Source organism: Bradyrhizobium arachidis, assembly GCF_024758505.1.
Classification (GTDB): domain Bacteria; phylum Pseudomonadota; class Alphaproteobacteria; order Rhizobiales; family Xanthobacteraceae; genus Bradyrhizobium; species Bradyrhizobium manausense_C.
In genome coordinates, this window is sequence record NZ_CP077970.1 from 4206310 (window position 1) to 4222505 (window position 16196).

General features: G+C 62.8%; 18 protein-coding genes. 10 read left to right on the top strand and 8 right to left on the bottom strand.

Annotation, left to right across the window (positions count from 1 at the left end):
* Nucleotides 1-65: 65 nt before the first annotated feature.
* Complete coding sequence (locus tag KUF59_RS19255; protein WP_212460146.1) at nucleotides 66-1799, top strand: methyl-accepting chemotaxis protein; 1734 nt, start codon at nucleotides 66-68, stop codon at nucleotides 1797-1799.
* A 172-nt stretch (nucleotides 1800-1971) separates the two neighbouring features.
* Nucleotides 1972-2367: a DUF2177 family protein gene (locus KUF59_RS19260; RefSeq protein WP_212460145.1), complete on the top strand. Its 396-nt coding sequence runs from the start codon at nucleotides 1972-1974 to the stop codon at nucleotides 2365-2367.
* Between the two features lie 118 nt (nucleotides 2368-2485).
* Here the strand turns inward: KUF59_RS19260 and KUF59_RS19265 are convergent, their stop codons facing one another.
* Nucleotides 2486-3145 (bottom strand): peroxiredoxin, encoded by a 660-nt coding sequence (locus KUF59_RS19265; RefSeq protein ID WP_212460144.1) that lies wholly within the window; start codon nucleotides 3143-3145, stop codon nucleotides 2486-2488.
* 382 nt (nucleotides 3146-3527) lie between these two features.
* On the opposite strand from KUF59_RS19265, the gene KUF59_RS19270 reads away from it, so the two are divergent.
* Nucleotides 3528-4103, top strand: coding sequence for a hypothetical protein (locus KUF59_RS19270; protein WP_212460143.1), 576 nt, complete (start codon nucleotides 3528-3530; stop codon nucleotides 4101-4103).
* Nucleotides 4104-4258: 155 nt separating this feature from the next.
* Here KUF59_RS19270 and KUF59_RS19275 read toward each other — a convergent pair whose 3' ends face one another.
* The 5 genes from KUF59_RS19275 to KUF59_RS19295 form a co-directional block, all read right to left on the bottom strand.
* Nucleotides 4259-6112, bottom strand: coding sequence for an alkaline phosphatase family protein (locus KUF59_RS19275; protein WP_212460142.1), 1854 nt, complete (start codon nucleotides 6110-6112; stop codon nucleotides 4259-4261).
* 440 nt (nucleotides 6113-6552) lie between these two features.
* A complete protein-coding gene (locus KUF59_RS19280; protein WP_249140518.1) occupies nucleotides 6553-6870 on the bottom strand; it encodes a response regulator transcription factor in 318 nt (105 codons plus the stop codon).
* Nucleotides 6871-6920: 50 nt separating this feature from the next.
* The gene (locus KUF59_RS19285) at nucleotides 6921-8144 is read right to left on the bottom strand and encodes an ABC transporter permease (protein ID WP_212460141.1); all 1224 of its coding nucleotides are present in this window, start codon (nucleotides 8142-8144) and stop codon (nucleotides 6921-6923) included.
* The gene (locus tag KUF59_RS19290; protein ID WP_212460140.1) at nucleotides 8141-8866 is read right to left on the bottom strand and encodes an ABC transporter ATP-binding protein; all 726 of its coding nucleotides are present in this window, start codon (nucleotides 8864-8866) and stop codon (nucleotides 8141-8143) included. Before KUF59_RS19290 ends, KUF59_RS19285 begins: the two co-directional genes overlap by 4 nt.
* On the bottom strand, nucleotides 8863-10101 hold the full coding sequence (locus tag KUF59_RS19295) for an efflux RND transporter periplasmic adaptor subunit (RefSeq protein ID WP_258769865.1): 1239 nt from the start codon (nucleotides 10099-10101) through the stop codon (nucleotides 8863-8865). The genes KUF59_RS19290 and KUF59_RS19295 overlap by 4 nt, the downstream gene beginning before the upstream one ends.
* 843 nt (nucleotides 10102-10944) lie before the next feature.
* Between KUF59_RS19295 and KUF59_RS19300 the strand changes: the two genes are divergently transcribed.
* The 7 genes from KUF59_RS19300 (at nucleotide 10945) to KUF59_RS19330 (ending at nucleotide 14602) form a co-directional block, all read left to right on the top strand.
* Entirely contained in the window at nucleotides 10945-11619 is a 675-nt protein-coding gene (locus KUF59_RS19300) for a response regulator transcription factor (protein WP_212460139.1), read from the top strand.
* Nucleotides 11620-11871: 252 nt separating this feature from the next.
* Complete coding sequence (locus tag KUF59_RS19305; RefSeq protein ID WP_212460138.1) at nucleotides 11872-12270, top strand: curlin subunit CsgB; 399 nt, start codon at nucleotides 11872-11874, stop codon at nucleotides 12268-12270.
* A gap of 116 nt (nucleotides 12271-12386) precedes the next feature.
* The gene (locus KUF59_RS19310) at nucleotides 12387-12779 is read left to right on the top strand and encodes a curlin (RefSeq protein WP_212460137.1); all 393 of its coding nucleotides are present in this window, start codon (nucleotides 12387-12389) and stop codon (nucleotides 12777-12779) included.
* Nucleotides 12780-12822: 43 nt separating this feature from the next.
* The gene (locus tag KUF59_RS19315) at nucleotides 12823-13170 is read left to right on the top strand and encodes a curlin (protein ID WP_249140516.1); all 348 of its coding nucleotides are present in this window, start codon (nucleotides 12823-12825) and stop codon (nucleotides 13168-13170) included.
* Nucleotides 13171-13245: 75 nt separating this feature from the next.
* Nucleotides 13246-13644 (top strand): hypothetical protein, encoded by a 399-nt coding sequence (locus KUF59_RS19320; protein WP_258769866.1) that lies wholly within the window; start codon nucleotides 13246-13248, stop codon nucleotides 13642-13644.
* Between the two features lie 19 nt (nucleotides 13645-13663).
* Entirely contained in the window at nucleotides 13664-13963 is a 300-nt protein-coding gene (locus KUF59_RS19325; protein WP_212460135.1) for a hypothetical protein, read from the top strand.
* Nucleotides 13964-14152: 189 nt separating this feature from the next.
* Nucleotides 14153-14602: a hypothetical protein gene (locus tag KUF59_RS19330; protein WP_212460134.1), complete on the top strand. Its 450-nt coding sequence runs from the start codon at nucleotides 14153-14155 to the stop codon at nucleotides 14600-14602.
* Between the two features lie 27 nt (nucleotides 14603-14629).
* On the opposite strand, the gene KUF59_RS19335 is transcribed toward KUF59_RS19330, so the two are convergent.
* Together KUF59_RS19335 and KUF59_RS19340 are read right to left on the bottom strand one after the other, a co-directional pair.
* Nucleotides 14630-15307: a MarC family protein gene (locus tag KUF59_RS19335; protein ID WP_212460133.1), complete on the bottom strand. Its 678-nt coding sequence runs from the start codon at nucleotides 15305-15307 to the stop codon at nucleotides 14630-14632.
* Between the two features lie 4 nt (nucleotides 15308-15311).
* Entirely contained in the window at nucleotides 15312-16154 is an 843-nt protein-coding gene (locus tag KUF59_RS19340) for a GNAT family N-acetyltransferase (protein ID WP_212460132.1), read from the bottom strand.
* Nucleotides 16155-16196: the final 42 nt, after the last annotated feature.

A 16196-nucleotide genomic window follows, 5' to 3' on the forward strand; every position in this document is an offset into this window, starting at 1 on the left:
CTCCCGTCGTTAATGGGAACGTAAGCGAAATGCTCGAAACATACGCCGTTTTTTGGGGGAGTTTCATGTCGAGCCGTTTTGGGAAGTTCCTGCCGCAATTCAAGCTCAAGCTTGGCACCAAGGCCGTCGTGAGTGCGGTGCTGTTGATTGCCGTGAACACCGCGCTTGTGGTGGGCGCCGGCTATTGGTCACTGACCTCGGAATTCAACGATCGCGCTTTGCGCGACATCGAGGTCAATCTGCGCACGCTTGCGCTGGCCTTCTCCGAGACCATTCCAGACGCCAAGATCGCGATGAAGGACGGCACGGTCGTCCGCGCCGAGATCGCCAAGATGCCGGAGTTCAAGGATCACGCCATCGTCGATCGCGCGGTGTCCTACACCGGAGGCAACGCGACGCTGTTCGTCTATGACGATGCGAGCGGGCAGTTCATCCGCCGCTCGACCAACGTGAAGAAGGAGAACGGCGACCGCGCCGTCGGCACCCAGCTCGCCGCTGACCATCCGGGCCAGACGCCGCTGCGCAAGGGCGAGGCCTATAAGGGGCCGGCCACGTTGTTCGGCAAGACTTTCATGACCGCATACTTCCCGGTGCTGGGGGCGGGCGGCAAGGTGATCGGCATCCTCTATGTCGGTATCCCCATGGCGCAGTTCGAGGCGATGCTGAACGAAGCAATCCGCAACATGGCGATCGCTGCCGGAGTCGCGGCGCTGCTGGTGCTGCTCCTGACCATGCTGCTGGTGCGCAGCGTCACCAAGCCGCTGACCTCGGTCACCGGTTCGCTGACGGCGCTCGCCAACGGCCAGAACGACATTGAGATCGATTGCGAGGACCGGGCCGACGAAATCGGCGAGATCGCGCGCACAGTTGCAGTGTTCAAGAGCAACTCGCTCGAACGGCAGCGGCTGCGCAGCGAGCAGACGGCTGCGTCCTCCGCCGCCGCCGAGCAGCGCAAGTCCGAGCTGCGCGGCTTCGTCGACGAGTTCCACGGCAGCGTCGGCGGCATCCTCAACAAGGTGCTGCAATCCTCCGGCGAGTTCGAGCGCGTGGCGAAGCAACTGACCGACACGGCCCGCTCGACCGCCGACCTGTCGGCGCAGTCGGCCGGCGCATCGGAGACCGCGTCCGATCACGTGCGTTCGGCGGCTTCTGCGTCCGACGAGCTCTCCAAGTCGATCTCCGAGATCACCCGCCGGGTGCAGGAATCCAACGACATCTCCGCCGAGGCCGTTCGCCAGGCTGAGGCGACCGACCAGCGTATCGCCCAGCTTTCGGAAGCGGGCTCGCGCATCGGCGACGTCGTCAAGCTGATCACCAGCATCGCCGAGCAGACCAACCTGCTCGCGCTCAACGCCACCATCGAAGCGGCGCGGGCAGGCGATGCGGGCCGCGGCTTTGCCGTGGTGGCTCAGGAGGTGAAGAGCCTCGCCGGCCAGACCGCGAAGGCGACCGAGGAGATTTCCAGCCAGATCGCGAGCATGCAGCTTGCGACGGAGGAGTCAGTCGGTGCCATCAAGGCGATCGGCGAGACCATCGAGCGCATCAGCGGCATCTCGACGTCGATCTCGGCCGCCGTCGAGCAGCAGAAGAGTGCCACCCACAACATCGCCCAGAGCGTCCGTGCGGCCGCGAGCGGCACGGCCGACGTTGCCGCCAATGTTCGCCATGCCGCCCAGGGCGCGAACGAGACCGGCGAGACTTCGAGCCGGATGTTTGCTTCCGCTCAGGCGCTCTCCAGCGAAAGCCTCAACCTCAAGGCCGAGGTCGAAAAGTTCCTCGACCGCGTGCGGGCGGCCTAGAGCATGATCCGGAAAAGTGCGCAGCGGTTTTCCGAAAAGATCATGCGCAAACAAAGAGCTAAAGCGCGATGACCCTTCAACCCAAAGCCATCGCGCTTTAATGTGAGACAAGCGGCGGGCTGAAACCACACAGCCTGCCGCGCCGTATCTGGCGGCATCCGATGAGGCCGCCATGAACCGGTATCTCGTGCTCTATGTCGCGACGCTGGTCGTCCTGATGGGGCTGGACTTTTTGTTCCTCGGGCTAATCGCCAAGGGCTTCTTCACGTCAGAGGTTGGCGACATGCTGGGCGAGCTCAAGCCGCTGCCGGCCGTGCTGTTCTATCTGCTCTACGTCGTCGGCATTCTCGTCTTCGTCAGCGGATCGGAGGCCGCAACCTGGCAGTCGACGCTTCTCTATGGCGCGCTGTTCGGCCTGTTCTGCTACGCGACCTTCGACCTGACCGCACTTGCGCTGCTCAGGCACTGGAGCTGGCCGGTCGCGTTCGTCGACGTCGGCTGGGGCGCGGCGGTGACCGCGGTCTCATCGACCGCGGGTCTTCTCGTGGCGGATCGTGTGACGTCCTGACTCCTGTCGTTCCGGGGCGATGCGGCAGCATCGAACCCGGAACCTCGAGATCCCGGGTCTGGTCCTTCGGACCATCCCGGGATGACGTTTGTCGGTTGCTTGGCGCAACCGCCCAACGTCATTTCGGCTGCGGCACGATCCGGATGTAAGGCTTCGGTTCCTTCCAACCCTGCGGATAGATGGTCTTGGCCTCGTCGTTGGAGACCGAGCCCGCGATGATGACGTCTTCGCCTTGTTTCCAGTCGGCCGGCGTTGCGACGCGGTGCTTCGCGGTCATCTGCAAGGAGTCGATGACGCGCAAAATTTCCTGGAAGTTGCGGCCCGTGGTCATCGGGTAGACCAGCACCAGCTTGATCTTCTTGTCGGGGCCGATGATGAAGACGTTGCGGACAGTCTGGTTGTCGGCCGGCGTCCGGGTGAGGGGATCGCCCGAGGTCGAGGCGGGCAGCATCTCGTAGAGCTTTGAGACGTTGAAGTCGGTGTCGCCGATCATCGGATAGTTCGGCGCCGCGCCTTGCGTCTCCTTGATGTCTTCAGACCATTTGGCGTGGCGGTCGACCGGATCGACCGACAGGCCCATCAGCTTGACGCCACGCTTGTCGAATTCGGGCTTCAGCTTGGCGAGCAAACCGAGCTCCGTGGTGCAAACCGGCGTGAAGTCCTTGGGGTGCGAGAACAGAAGCGCCCAGCTATTGCCGATCCAGTCGTGGAATTTAATTTTCCCCTCGGTGGTTTCGGCTTCGAAGTCGGGGGCGGTGGTGCCGATCGGAAGTGGCATGGTTCTACCTCATCTCATTGAAGTTACAGATAATTTCGGTCTGGAGGTGTCGGCCGGAGTATAGGCCGGACAAGGTCTCAAGTGAACCCGTTCAAGTAAAATGTGAAATCATTCTCCGAAACGTCCGATGTTCTAGCATCATCTTGCTGTTGGCGCTGCTGCGGCGAAATATCCCCGCATCCGGGAAAAGGTTCGGATCGCCCCGATATTGCCTTTTATGGCCCGCATCACGCCCGCCCGCCGTCGATGAAACCGAAACGGTCCCGACAGCGACTAATCAGCAACCATCTAGAAAAGTCGCGATCACCGTATCGAATCATTAACCACTCGTTTACGCCCGCATGAAAATGCTGGCCGATCAGAAGAAATCTGGAAGTGAACTATGTCTGCCGCTGCGTCGAATACTGTTGAGTTGTTTCAATCCCTCGAACCGTCCTGCCGCGATACTGCGGCTCATGCGCTCACCATCGTGCGCGACGGCGTGATTACCGGTGAAGGCCCCACCACCAAGGGCCGGGTGCATTTCTCCCGCGCGCTCGATTCCGATGACGCCGCCTGGTGCGTGCGCATCCTGACTGCTGCCGCCGTCAACGACCAGCCGATCAGCCGCGCCGAAGCCCAGGCGCTGTTCGAGATCAACGAGGCCGCGACCGAGCGTACCGATGGCGGCCGCTTCGAGGACCTCCTGGCCAAGGCCGTCGCCCATCACGCCGCCAGTGCCTCCGGCCTGCCGGTGCCGCCGCGCAGCGTCGCGCTGTCGGCCGAGACCGACATCGAGAGCTGGGCGCCGGGTTACGCCAGCCGCGTCAACCGCGACATGCTGGAATGGATCGCCGGCCAGATGCGCGGCAGCCGCCAGGGCAACCGTCGCCTGATGGCGATGGTGGCGACCTTCGTCGGTGCTACCGCGCTGCCGCTGGCCGGCCAATTGCCGAACGTGTTCGATATCGGCATGTGAGATTCTCGCGCCCAGCTAAAGCGCTATCGCGCTTTAGCTGCTTGTTTGCGCATGATCTCCGCGCAAACGCGTTCCGCGTTTGTCGCGAGGGAAAACCGCTGCACACTTTTCCGGATCATGCGCTTGTGCACGACTGAGTTGCCGAAGCGGCGGGGTTATTTCCCCGCCGTTTTCTGTTTGTCGCCCTCCGCTTCGAGCCCGAGGGTGCGGCCGGGGAAGCCAGCGGTATCGAAATAGCGCTGGCTGCCGACGCGCTGGAAGTTCAGCACGGTGCGCAAGCCGCTCTCGGTCGGCCGTGACTTGACTGAACCGACATAGGCCTTCGGCGTCTCGCCGTTCGGCATCGCCTCCGTCATCACGCGTCCGATCAGGCTGCCCTTCGGCTTGGTGGTCAGGCCCATCAGCTTGGCTGCGGTGGCCCCGACATCGGCGTTGCTGACGGGGAGCTCGTCGACATAGCCGGCTTTGAAGTCAGGCCCGATCGCCGCCATGAAGTTCATGGTGTCGCCGCGGCTGAAGCTGCCATGCATGCCCTGGCCCTGGCGCAGCACGGTGTCGGCGACCTGCACCGAGCAATTGGTCGGCGCTTCGCCGCAATCGCTGGCATAGGAGCGGAAGTTCACGACGATGGCCGGGTGGGGCGTCGCCGCCTTGCCCTTCAGGCTCAGCTGCGACAGCGGCAGCGTGCCCAGGAAATTGCCGAGGTCGTCGTGGACGAAGAGGCCGCTGACATAGTCCTGCTGGAGCAATGCGTTGATCACCTTGCGGGCGAGCTTGCGATCCTTGCTCGGGATGTAGATGAGGTCCGATCCGCCATTGGTGGCGACGACCACGTCCGGCTTGGTCGGATCCTTGCCGAGCACGCCGTTGCCGGCCTTGGGATGCTTGTTGCCTTCGATCTTGGCGTTCTTGTCGTTGGGGTCGAACAGCGGCAGGTCGAGAGCCTTTGCAAGGTCGAGCGCGACAAAACCCATCGGCAAAAAGTCCTTTGGCGTGTCGTCGTAGCTGACCTTGGCCGAAGGGCTGGTCTTGCTCTCCTTGGAGATCGTCGAGAAGCCGTGATCGGCCGAGACGATGATGTTGGTCGAGGCGGCGAGCCCGAGCTCGTCCAGTGCCTTGCGGATCTGGGCGAGATTGTTGTCGGCATTCTTGATCCCGGCCATCGAGGTCGGGCCGTTGATGCCCGGCTTGATCTGGTTGAGGCTGTCGCCGGTGTTGTGCTGGCTGCCATCGGGATCGCGCGACCAGAACACCAGCACGAAGGGCTTGCCGCGTGCCTTGAACATGGGGAGCACGACCTTGGTCGTGACGTCGGCCAGATAAGCCTGCTGCGCCACGTTGGCGACGGTGGTGCCCGGCGTTTTGGCGTCGCCCGCCTTGCTGTTGTCGCCGCGGGGCGGGGTGGCGAGCGGCAGGCCGGCCTTGGTCAGCGCCGCCTTCATCTCCTCCGACAGCGGCACGCTGTTCTTGCCGCCGGTAGCATCGTCGAGCACGATCGAGTGCAGGCCAGCCTCTCCTGGACGGTCGGTATGGTCGAACTGGAAGGTCGGCCCGAGCTTGCCGATCGCCGCGGTGCTGTATTGCTTGTCGCGGGCGAGCTTCAAGATGGTCTCTTCGTTGAGATAGTTGCCGTTGAAATGTTCGTCGATGTCGCCGAGCACGGCGTCGTTCTCGATGAAGGGGACGACCGTATCGCCGGCCGGCACGGAGGTGTAGGCCGTGTAGATCGTGTTGGAGAACACGCCGGTATCGCCGAGATAGTGCCCGGTCGACATCGCCGAGCCGTTCGCCATGGTGAAGGTCGGAAACAGCGAATGCGAATTCTTGAGGTTGACGCCCTTGTCGCGGATTTCCGCCATGGCGGGCGCGGTCTCAGGGCTGACCTTGAGTGCGCGCAGGCCGTCGGGAATGAACAGGATCAGGTTGCGCTGGGTATTGTTCTGGGCGGACGCCAGTCCGGTGGACATGAGCATCAGTCCGGCGGACAGCAACAATCGTGAACGGCGCATCAAATCTCTCCCTGCGATCAGGCGGATCGGCGACCGGCGCGGCCGCAGCCCTCCTTTAGTTTTGCTGCGTGACCGTTTTGTTACAAGGGGCGGGGGTTAGGCAAGAGTGATGTTGGGGAGTGGACACGTCCTGCTGTCATTTCGCGCGCCCCGGCTGCGCCAAGGCTTCTGCGCCAAGGCTTCTGCGCCAAGGCTTCTGCGCCAAGGCTTCTGCGGTAAGGCTTCTGCGGCAAGGCTTCTGAACCAAGGCTTCGCCGGGCTTAATGATCACGACCGCACTTTGGGGCCGGGACGGTTGATATAGGCGATAATTACAAACTCTAACGACGAAAAATATGCTTGCCGCAGGGGCCTGACAGGACGTTGTTCATTTGTCCGACGCGCGGGCTATCCAATCAATCCTTGCGCACTCAAGGCTGGCTCAATGCATCGTAGGCTCGTCACTTCGACGCGGAATGCACGCTCGGATTCCCGGCCATTACCGGCTGCGCTTTTTCCGGTGCTTGAAAACTTCCGGCGCTGACCAGATCGCGGCGCAATGAGGGGGGCGCGGCATGAAGGGCGAAAATGATCGCAATCTGCGTTCTATTCTGGAGACGGTACTTGCGCATGATGTTGCCGATATGCGCGCGCACCGTATTTTCGGAGATCTTGAGCTCATAGGCGATGTTCTTGTTCTGAAATCCGCGCGCGATAAGCATCATGAGCTCACGTTCGCGGGGCGTAGCTGTGATCTGTTCTTTTGGATCTGGGCTCATGACTAGCTCCTTCCTGGCCTGAAGGTTGATTTGGCTACCGCAGCACGTTCTCATTCCGTCTTGAGCGCCTCGATCGGACTCAGCTTGGAAGCCTTGTGAGCAGGATAAAAACCAAAAACGAGACCGGTCGCGATCGAGAAGACCAGGGCCAGCCCAATCGCCTCGGAATCGACCGACGTGATCCAGCCGGCCATGCGGGCGACCGTCATTGAAAGCGTAATGCCACCGACAACGCCTATGGCGCCGCCGAGAAGGCAAAGGACGAGCGCCTCGCAAAGGAACTGAAGGCGAATGTCCCGCATGCGGCCTCCGAGGGCGCGGCGAATCCCGATCTCGCGGGTGCGCTCGGTGACCGATACGATCATCACGTTCATGATGCTGATGCCGCCGACGAGCAGGGACACCGAGGCGATGGCAACCAGCAGCAGCGCCACCGTGCGGATCGCGCCCTGCTGCGCCTCCATGGCCGCGGCCGGATCCTGGACCTTGAAATCATCCTCCTGTCCGACGGGGATTCGATGGCGTTGCCGCAGTAGGCTCTCGATTTCGGATCGAGCGCCCGCCATCTGACCGTCGGCAGCCACCTTGGCGATGATGTAGGCAACCGAGTCCCGGTTGATCCCGCTGGCGCTGCCGAGAAATCGCAGTTTGGCCGTGCTCAGGGGAACGAAGGCGACGTCATCCTGCGCGGGACCCTTGCGATCGAGCACGCCGACCACCTCCAGCGGGACTTTCATGATCCTGATCTGCGCGCCGATCGGGTCATCGCCCGGCGCAAACAGCTCGCGCGCAACCGTGCTTCCGAGGATCACGACCTTGCCGGCGCCGGTCTCTTCGGCGCCGGAAAAATACCGACCGGACGAGAGCTGCCAGTCGCGCACCATGAAATGCCCGGTCGTCGTGCCATTGATCGTGGTGTTCCAGTTCTTGCCCTCGTGGATGACCTGTGCGGTCCCGGCGATCGAGCCGGCCGCGGCCTGGATCTCCGGAATCTGCTCGAGGATAGCCTGCACGTCGCTTTCGGTCATGGTCAGCTTGGTGCCTTCCTTGAGACGAACGCCGCCCTGATAGACCGCGCCCGGCGTGATCATCAGGACATTGGCTCCGATTGAGCGGATCTGCTCCTGAAGCCGGAGCTGAGCGCCCGCGCCGATCGCAAAGACCGTGACGATCGACGCGACGCCGATCACGATGCCGAGCATCGTCAGGAAGCTGCGCAGCGGATTGAGGCGCAGCGCATGAAGAGCGATCTGGAAGCCCTGAAGCATCGTCATGACGCCGCAATCCTTTTCGGCACGAGCGGGACCTGTGTTTCGTCGCTGACGAGTTGGCCATCATGCAGACGGATCGTGCGCCGGCATCGCGTCGCGATACCGGGGTCGTGCGTGATCATCACGATGGTCTGACCGGCCTCGTTGAGGGCGTCGAACAGGGCCAGGATCTCGCCGCCGGTGCGGCTGTCGAGTGCGCCCGTCGGCTCGTCGGCAAGTACGATCAGCGGGGATGCGATCAGGGCCCGCGCGATCGCAATTCGCTGTTGCTCGCCGCCTGAAAGCTGTCTCGGAAAGTGCTGCGCCCGGTGCAACATGCCGACGGCCTCCAGGCTTTGCTCGGCCCGTGTGATGCGCTCCTTGCGGTTCACGCCGCAATAGACGAGGGGAAGCGCGACGTTCTCGACCGCGTTGTGCCGCGCGAGCAGATTGTAGGACTGAAACACGAATCCGATGCTGCGCGCACGCAGGACCGATCGGCGGTCCTCGGAGAGATCGGCGACGTTTTCTCTCTCCAGGTAGATCGCGCCTTCGCTCGGCAGATCAAGCAGCCCGATCATGTTCATCAGTGTGGACTTCCCGGAACCAGACGGTCCCATGACGGCAAGAATCTCGCCCCGCGCAATGTCGAAACTGACGTTGCGGACAGCCGTCACCGCCACCCCATCCATGCGGTAGGTCCTGCACACCGATCTGAGGCTGATGAGAGGAGGGCGGCCCGTCATGATCCAAACCTGATTCCAAGAAATTCCATGCCGCCCGGCCGGATCGCCTGTCCGACCGCGACCTGGCTGCCTTCGACGAGATCACCGCTCTTGAGCGCCACCTGTTCTGCTCCTGCGGTGCCAACAGTCACGGGGATGCGCTGGAGTGAACCGCCGGCCGTACGGAGCCATACGCCGCTGCGTCCGGGGGCTCCGTCCGGCTGCGTGCCTGAGGGCTGGAATCGCAGGGCGGCAAGCGGCACTTTCAGCACGTCGTCCTGGCGCTCGATCACGATCCTCACAAGCGCGGTCATTCCCGGCAGCAACGCGCCATCGAGATTGGAGGTCGCCAAAACTACCGTATAGGTCACCACATTCTGCTGGGTCTGCGGCGCCTTGCGCACCTGCCTGACGAGCGCTTCGAAGCGGCGATCGGGATATGAATCCACCGTGAAGTGCGCGCGTTGGCCCGGCGCAATACGCCCGATGTCCGCTTCATCGACCCGCGCGTGAATCTCCATGTCTTCCAGACGGTGCGCGACCACGAAGGTCGTGCGAGATTCAAGGCCGACCGCGAGCGTCTGGCCTTCATTGACGAACCTGCCGACGACGACGCCGTCAATCGGCGAGCGGATCACCGTGCGGTCGAGATCGGCCTGAGCCGCCGCGAGGACAGCCACTTTCTCCGGAACCGCCATCCTTGCCTGGTCCAGCTCGGCTTCGATCCTGCGTAAATCCGCTTGCGCACCCTCGACCGAGTAGGCGTTCAGCGACATGAGGACCTCGGCTTCGCGCTCCTGTGCCAGTCTCGCGGTGAATTCGGTCTGGGCATCATCAACCGATGCGGTCGCCACGACATTCTGTGTCTGAAGCGCCAGCTTGCGCTGAAGCGTCTTTTGCGCCGACGCCTTGACGGCCTGGGCGCTCTCGAGCTTGGCGGCGAGGACTGCCCGGCTGCCCTTCGCGTTCTCCAGATCGACCCTGGCGCGATCGAGCTTGGCCCTCTCGAGGTCGACATAGGAGTTGGCCACCTCCACCGCCGCCTTGGCCTCGTCGACCTTGGCAGCGAAGGTCCGCGGATCGATCAGCGCGAGCGGCTGGTCCTTCCGGACCGTGTCGTTGAAGTCGACGTAAACCCTGGACAGCTGGCCGGACAGTTGGGAACCGACCTCGATCGTCTTCACGGGCTGAAGGGCGCCTGTGACGGTCACGGTCTGCTCGATGCTGCCGCGCTGGATCGAGGCGTAGCGGAACACGGGGGCATCCGACCCGAAGGCGGCGGCATTGCGTTCGATGGGCGGGATGGATTGGATGGCCGCCCGATAGACGCGGCTTGCTTCGCTCGCAGCCCGCGCAGCAGCGCCTCTGACGCCGGGGGGATCGGCGCTGTACGTTGCAGCCAGGCCACATATGACGGCAAGCGGAACAATCACTGGCACAAATCGCATATCAAAAACCCGCCTTCTGAAAAAAATGAGATCGCGGCGGAAAATCAGGGTTCGCGTAATGGTTGTACAACCAAATGTCGACACCTGCATCTAGGAGTATGTCGCCGCTCCTGGGGTGACGGACGGGAGCGCTGCATCATCCAGATGCAAAAATTGCGGACGCGATCATTCGTGACTTGCACGGTTCCTATACGAGGCGTACACGAGAACGTGTGTGCGGTATCAAATACGATCGTTGATTGAACGTCCCGGCTGGTGCGGATCCAATGCGACCACCAGTCGATGCGTTCGGAGAAGTCGTGAAGCCATGAACTGCTCTGGGAAAGACCTGGCGACAGCGCGGCCAGTTCAATCCACTCACCAGCCGGAGGTGAGATGTGCGGCCGCCATGTCGGTCGTCCGCATCCTCTGTCTCTCGCGCGGTGATCATGTCGTCGACGGCACCCCCCGATATCGCGATCATGAATCCCAATGTGTGAACGCGTTCACTCGTTTTCGGGAAGCGTTGGCTTAAGAGGGTCGAGTCGTCCGGGCAGGGGCGATGCGTTCGACCTGCGGAACGTCATTCAAGCACCTTAGCATCGCTTACAAGAAGAATGGACAGCTCGATGTCGGATCATCGAGCTAAGAGGAGTCCTGGAGTCTTTTGCCATGGGTTCGAATCAAGCCACGGTTTATGTCGTTGACGACGAACTACAGATAAGGAATGCGATCGGAAGTCTTTGCGAGGAGACCGGGCACCAGGTGAAGTTGTTCGCCTCGACGGAGGAATTCCTCGCGCAAAGACTCGACGTCGGACCGTCCTGTCTCGTGCTGGACGTCCGCTTTCCCGGTACATCGCCGACCGGGCTCGAATTGCAGCGTACGCTCGCGCAATCCGGCGTGCCCATTCCGATCGTGTTCATCAGCGGCTACACGGACATCCGCGTTTCGGTCGAGGCGATGAAGCGCGGAGCGGTCGAGTTTCTGCCGAAGCCGTTTCGGGAACAGGAGCTCCTTGACGCCATCAGGCACGGCCTCGAGCGCGACCGCAGGCGGCTCGAACGCGACGACAGGCTGCGTGATGCCAGGCAGCGTGTAGAAATGCTGACGATGCGCGAGCGCGAGATCATGTTGCTGATGGCAGAAGGGTTCGTCGCCAAGCAAATCGCGGCGAGGCTGAATGTCAGCGAGGTGACGGTGAAGGTGCATCGTGCACGGATGATGAGAAAGCTGGAGCTCCGCTCGCCGATCGAGGTGGTCAGGCTGATCGACAGCATGGGGCCGGAGTTCGGTGCAGGACGGACCGGCACGTCGCAGTCGCCTTTTCAGGCCGGCGGGTCCTGAAATTTCGCGCAACGTCTAGAGCATGATCCGGAAAAGTGTGTAGCGGTTTTCCGGAAAGATCATGCTCCAACAAAGAGCTAGAGCGCGATGACGATTCAACTTGATCTCATCGCGCTCTAGTCTGTCCAGACTAGCATGAATCACAGTCTGTCGCATGGAGCGCAATCGGTTCAGAGTCATCCCCATGATGTCGGCGTCCTCAAAACGGCATCAGAGACTTGATCAGATAACTTGACAAGAAAGGGATACTCCATGCGTAAATTTCTTCTCGTTTCCGTCGCAATGTTCGCTCTGTCGTCCGCCGCCCAGGCCGCGAACACCGCAACCACGGTGCAAGTTGGTGTCGTGAACGGCTCGAGCGTCACCCAGAACGGCCTCACCAACGACAGTTCGTCCACCAGCCAGCTCGGCATCCTGAACAGTGCGTCCACTTCGCAGGGCACGAGCTCCCCGTCGCTCAACAATGTTAGCACGGTCAACCAGGCCGGCGTGCAGAACACGGCGGCCACCGGCCAGGTCGCATTCGGCAACAACGGCAGCTCGATCACCCAGAATTCGTTCGGGCCCCCGGCACTCCAGAACAACGCTGCCGCCGTCGGTCAACTCGGCCTCGGTACCAACACCTCCGTCATCTCGCAGACGGCGCACTGAGCCAGCCCCACCGGACGCGTCACAGCGCGGCGCGTCCGGGCCATTTTCCAGAGAACCGCAATCAGGCTGATTGACCCAACGGCGGATCGACGGCCGATAGTCGCGGAGGAAATCACATGCGGATCAATTATTTCATTGCGACGATTGTCACGCTCAACGCGTTGAGCGCCATTGACGCCCATGCCGGCAACACGGCCAGCGTGTTGCAATTCGGGACGACGAACAGCTCCTTCATCTCCCAGAGCGGTCCGACGAACAACAGCGCCACCACGCTGCAATTCGGTGCGACCAACCAGGCGACGACCTTGCAGACGGGATCGCTGGCCTCGGTCAATACGTCGGTCATTGGACAGGGCGGCACGACGAGCACGGCAACCAATACGGCGGTCGCCGGCCAGGTCGGCGGCTTCAACTCGAGCCTGATCGGTCAGATCGGCGCGAACAACACGGCCGGGGTAGGTCAGCTCGGCATCCTGAACGGCTCAACGATCCTCCAGCAGGCGCCGTGACCGCGGGGCCTTCCCGATGTCCGCAACAGTGATGAGGCATGTCATGAAACACCGTCTTCCCAGCGTCGCAAGTTTGGCAGTTCTCATTCTCTGTTGCGGGCAGAGCGGACCGCTGCACGCCCAAACGGCTGACATCAAGACCATCGTGTCACTCGGCGGCCCGCCGGTCGTCCTGAACCAGAACAGTCAAACCAATATGGCTGGTGTGTTCATGGTTGGTGGCAACACCAGCGCGACCGTCGTCCAGACCGGCACCAACAACGCCACGGGAATCCTGCAATTTGGCGGAGCCAACTCGGCGGCCGTCGGCCAGAACGGCACGTTCAACTTCACCTTCGTCGGTCAGTCCGGCCTCTTCAACTCTTCCAATGTGAACCAGACTGCCCCGTAAGAGCATCGGTCCGGATCGTTCCCGCCCGGAAGGGCGAGGTGAAGGAGCGTTTCCATGAGATGGCGCGTTCAAGCCTTGGCGCTCGCAGCACTTGCCGGCGCGATGGGGATGAGTTCGACGGCATGGTCCGAATCCTTGACGACGTTTTCGTTCAGGAACAGCTTGCTCAGTGCTGAAATCATCGTCACCTACGGCCGGAACGCGGCGCCGGTGGCCGTGCAACAGACGAGCCAGACCAATATGCTGAGCATCTTTCAGCTCGGCGGAACGAGTTCTGGCGGTACTGCTGTCGTGCAAACGGGTGAGCGCAACAACGCCAGCGTCTATCAGACTGGCGAGGTGACGACCGCCAACGTTCTGCAGATCGGCGATACGAACGGCTCGCGCATACTCCAGGTTGGAGACATGAATTCAGCGTTCCTCACGCAATTCGGTCGGTTCAACAGGTCAACGATATTTCAGTTCGGTCGATGAGCCAGAAGGATAACCCGACATGAGGTTCATCTTACTCGCAGCGGGAATTGGTATCATGATGTACGGCGGAGCGGTCCGGGCAGCATCCGGCAGCGACGGGAACGGGAATACGACCATCGTTCGGGACGCCAATGGCGAGACGGTGATCACACAGAGCGGAGATCCCGCGGAGGCCGAGGTTCGCATCGAGCAGGAGCCCGGGCGAACGACGGTCTATCGTCGCAGCGGCGGAAACACCGCCATCGTGACGCAGAGTTCCGGCGGGCCCGGAGTTCCGGACGGGCAGCTCGAGTGGCTGCTCAAGCAACTGCGGCGCTGACCAGGGCGCTGTCGTTAAGCTCTTCCCGCGACAGAGGCCGGCGGCGGTGCGTGGCAATGGAACTGGCGTGGCCAGCCTCTGTGTTAATGTTACGCCTTAACCAATTATTAAGTATGGGTTTGCGGACGGCGAAGGGACGGGCCTAGCGTCGCGAAAGGGGAGCTTCAGAGCCAACGAGTGGTGCGTAACATGTCGTATCGAGTGTTTGGGGCGTTGATCGCCTCCGTGAGCGCAGTGTCGCTCCTGCTTGCCGCCGACGTAGCTTCTGCGAGGTCAGGCGGCGCGATGGCCCCGGCCGTTGCGGCGCCAGCCCCGGCCGTCCGCGCGCCGATCGCGCCGGGCGCGCGGTTTCATCATCACCACCGCGGCGCGCGGGGCGCATGGAACATGTGGCCGGGAGGCGGTGGCTTCTTCTACGGGCCTTCGGGCAGCGAAGGCTTTGCCGAGGCGGCGGCGCCGCTCTCCAACGACATCCGCTACACCTACACCTATGACGTGCCCTGGGATTGGGTGCACCGCTTTCCGCCGAACGTCGTGCCATCCGACAAGCCCTATGTGTCGAGCTGTCCGTCGGAGACCGTCGTCGTTCCCGGTCGCGGCGGCCAGGAGCACACCGTCAACGTGATGCGCTGCTACTGAGGCGCAGCGGCACGGGCGTTCCGCCGTTCATTTTGCGCTGTCCAGGATCGTGCGAGCGAGCTCGGTCACGCCGGTGAGCGTGATCTGGACGCCGACGCAGAGCAGCAAAAAGGCGGACAGGCGCGTGACCACGCTCGTGCCTTCCTCGCCGAAGATCCGCGCCATCACACTCGACTTCGCATAGGCGTGATAGATCGTCGCCGAGACTGCGATCGCGACGATGAGCGAGACGATCGATGACGTGAACAGGCCGTCGAGATCGTCCGGCCGGTGCGTGCCGATGGCGATGGCGGTTGCGATGGTGCCCGGACCCGTGGTCAGGGGAATGGTCAGCGGGAAGAATGCCATCCGCTGCACGATGGCGAAGTTGGCGGTCGACGTTGCATGTGCGCCGGGCGCGGCCGTGGGCGCATGCAGCATCGACCAGCCGGCTGCCGCGACGACCAGTCCGCCGGCAATGCGTAGGGCCGGCATCGAGATGCCAAAAATCTTGAGGACCTGGGCGCCGACGAACAGCGAGCCGAGCATGACGGCGAACGCGTAGAGCGCGACCCGCAGCGCGACGCGGGCGCGTTCGCTGTCGGACAGGCCCATCGTCCTGTCCAGGAAGATGAAGGCCAGTCCGTAGGGATTGATGATCGCAAACAGCGCGCCGAACGCGAACAGGAAGTCACCGATCCAGCGTGACGTAAACAGCTCGGCCATGCGCCTATCCCAGCTCGAAGGTGGTGACGCCGAACACGCGGTCGATCCGCAGCGGCGGGATCGCGCCGGTGTACATGCGCGCGGTCTCGAAGGTCGGGGTGAGGCCGAGCGCTTGCGCGAGCGCAACGGCGTCAGGGTTGACCGAGGGAACGTCGAGGAAGATTTCGCCCGGGCCCTTGCTTGCAAGCAGGGCGGACAGGATCGTCTCCGCAGCCGCGCGGTCATCGGCGACGAGCGGACCGATCTTGCGGCCCTGCCGGCAGGGCCGCATCACGCCCCATCCGGCGAGCCTGCCGTCGCGCATCAGCGCGCGGCCGACATGGCCCGTTGCGCCGATCCAGGCGCGCAAGAACGCGCTCCGCGGCGCGGGGAACACCGTGGCGTCATCCGCCTCGATCGCTGCAAAGGGGATTTTGTCGAGCGCGACGGTGTCGGCGCGCGGTTCGGTCACGGACGTCACGGTCCCACCATAGCGGATGTTGGCATAGGCGAGGGTGAAGCCGGACTTGCGATAATTGTCCTGCTGCGCCACGACTCCGTCGAGCCCGATCACGCGCGGCCCCGCATGGGCGATCGCGGCGTTCCAGACGTCGAGACCGTAGCCGTGGCCGCGCAGGTCGGCGCGCACGATGTAGAATCCGAGGAAGGCGAAACGTGGGCCATAGTTGACGCAGGAAACGGTTGCGACCGGTTCGCCCTTGAGCTCGCCGACGAAAAAGCCCAAGGGATCGACGGTTGCGAAGCTGGCGGCATCGGCAAGGCCCGGATTCCATCCCTCGGCGGCGGCCCAGTCGACGGCGAGGGCGATTTCCTCCGGCCGCAGGTTGCGGATGTGCAGATCGCTCATGACGGCTCCCCGAGGTCCGGACTTATGCCGGCGCAAGTCTGC

Bases quoted from the DNA above. Each gene is read 5' to 3' on its own strand.
- KUF59_RS19255 (WP_212460146.1), top strand. From the start codon at position 66: ATGTCGAGCCGTTTTGGGAAGTTCCTGCCGCAATTCAAGCTCAAGCTT.
- KUF59_RS19260 (WP_212460145.1), top strand. From the start codon at position 1,972: ATGAACCGGTATCTCGTGCTCTATGTCGCGACGCTGGTCGTCCTGATG.
- KUF59_RS19265 (WP_212460144.1), bottom strand. From the start codon at position 3,145: ATGCCACTTCCGATCGGCACCACCGCCCCCGACTTCGAAGCCGAAACC.
- KUF59_RS19270 (WP_212460143.1), top strand. From the start codon at position 3,528: ATGTCTGCCGCTGCGTCGAATACTGTTGAGTTGTTTCAATCCCTCGAA.
- KUF59_RS19275 (WP_212460142.1), bottom strand. From the start codon at position 6,112: ATGCGCCGTTCACGATTGTTGCTGTCCGCCGGACTGATGCTCATGTCC.
- KUF59_RS19280 (WP_249140518.1), bottom strand. From the start codon at position 6,870: ATGAGCCCAGATCCAAAAGAACAGATCACAGCTACGCCCCGCGAACGT.
- KUF59_RS19285 (WP_212460141.1), bottom strand. From the start codon at position 8,144: ATGACGATGCTTCAGGGCTTCCAGATCGCTCTTCATGCGCTGCGCCTC.
- KUF59_RS19290 (WP_212460140.1), bottom strand. From the start codon at position 8,866: ATGACGGGCCGCCCTCCTCTCATCAGCCTCAGATCGGTGTGCAGGACC.
- KUF59_RS19300 (WP_212460139.1), top strand. From the start codon at position 10,945: ATGGGTTCGAATCAAGCCACGGTTTATGTCGTTGACGACGAACTACAG.
- KUF59_RS19305 (WP_212460138.1), top strand. From the start codon at position 11,872: ATGCGTAAATTTCTTCTCGTTTCCGTCGCAATGTTCGCTCTGTCGTCC.
- KUF59_RS19310 (WP_212460137.1), top strand. From the start codon at position 12,387: ATGCGGATCAATTATTTCATTGCGACGATTGTCACGCTCAACGCGTTG.
- KUF59_RS19315 (WP_249140516.1), top strand. From the start codon at position 12,823: ATGAAACACCGTCTTCCCAGCGTCGCAAGTTTGGCAGTTCTCATTCTC.
- KUF59_RS19325 (WP_212460135.1), top strand. From the start codon at position 13,664: ATGAGGTTCATCTTACTCGCAGCGGGAATTGGTATCATGATGTACGGC.
- KUF59_RS19330 (WP_212460134.1), top strand. From the start codon at position 14,153: ATGTCGTATCGAGTGTTTGGGGCGTTGATCGCCTCCGTGAGCGCAGTG.
- KUF59_RS19335 (WP_212460133.1), bottom strand. From the start codon at position 15,307: ATGGCCGAGCTGTTTACGTCACGCTGGATCGGTGACTTCCTGTTCGCG.
- KUF59_RS19340 (WP_212460132.1), bottom strand. From the start codon at position 16,154: ATGAGCGATCTGCACATCCGCAACCTGCGGCCGGAGGAAATCGCCCTC.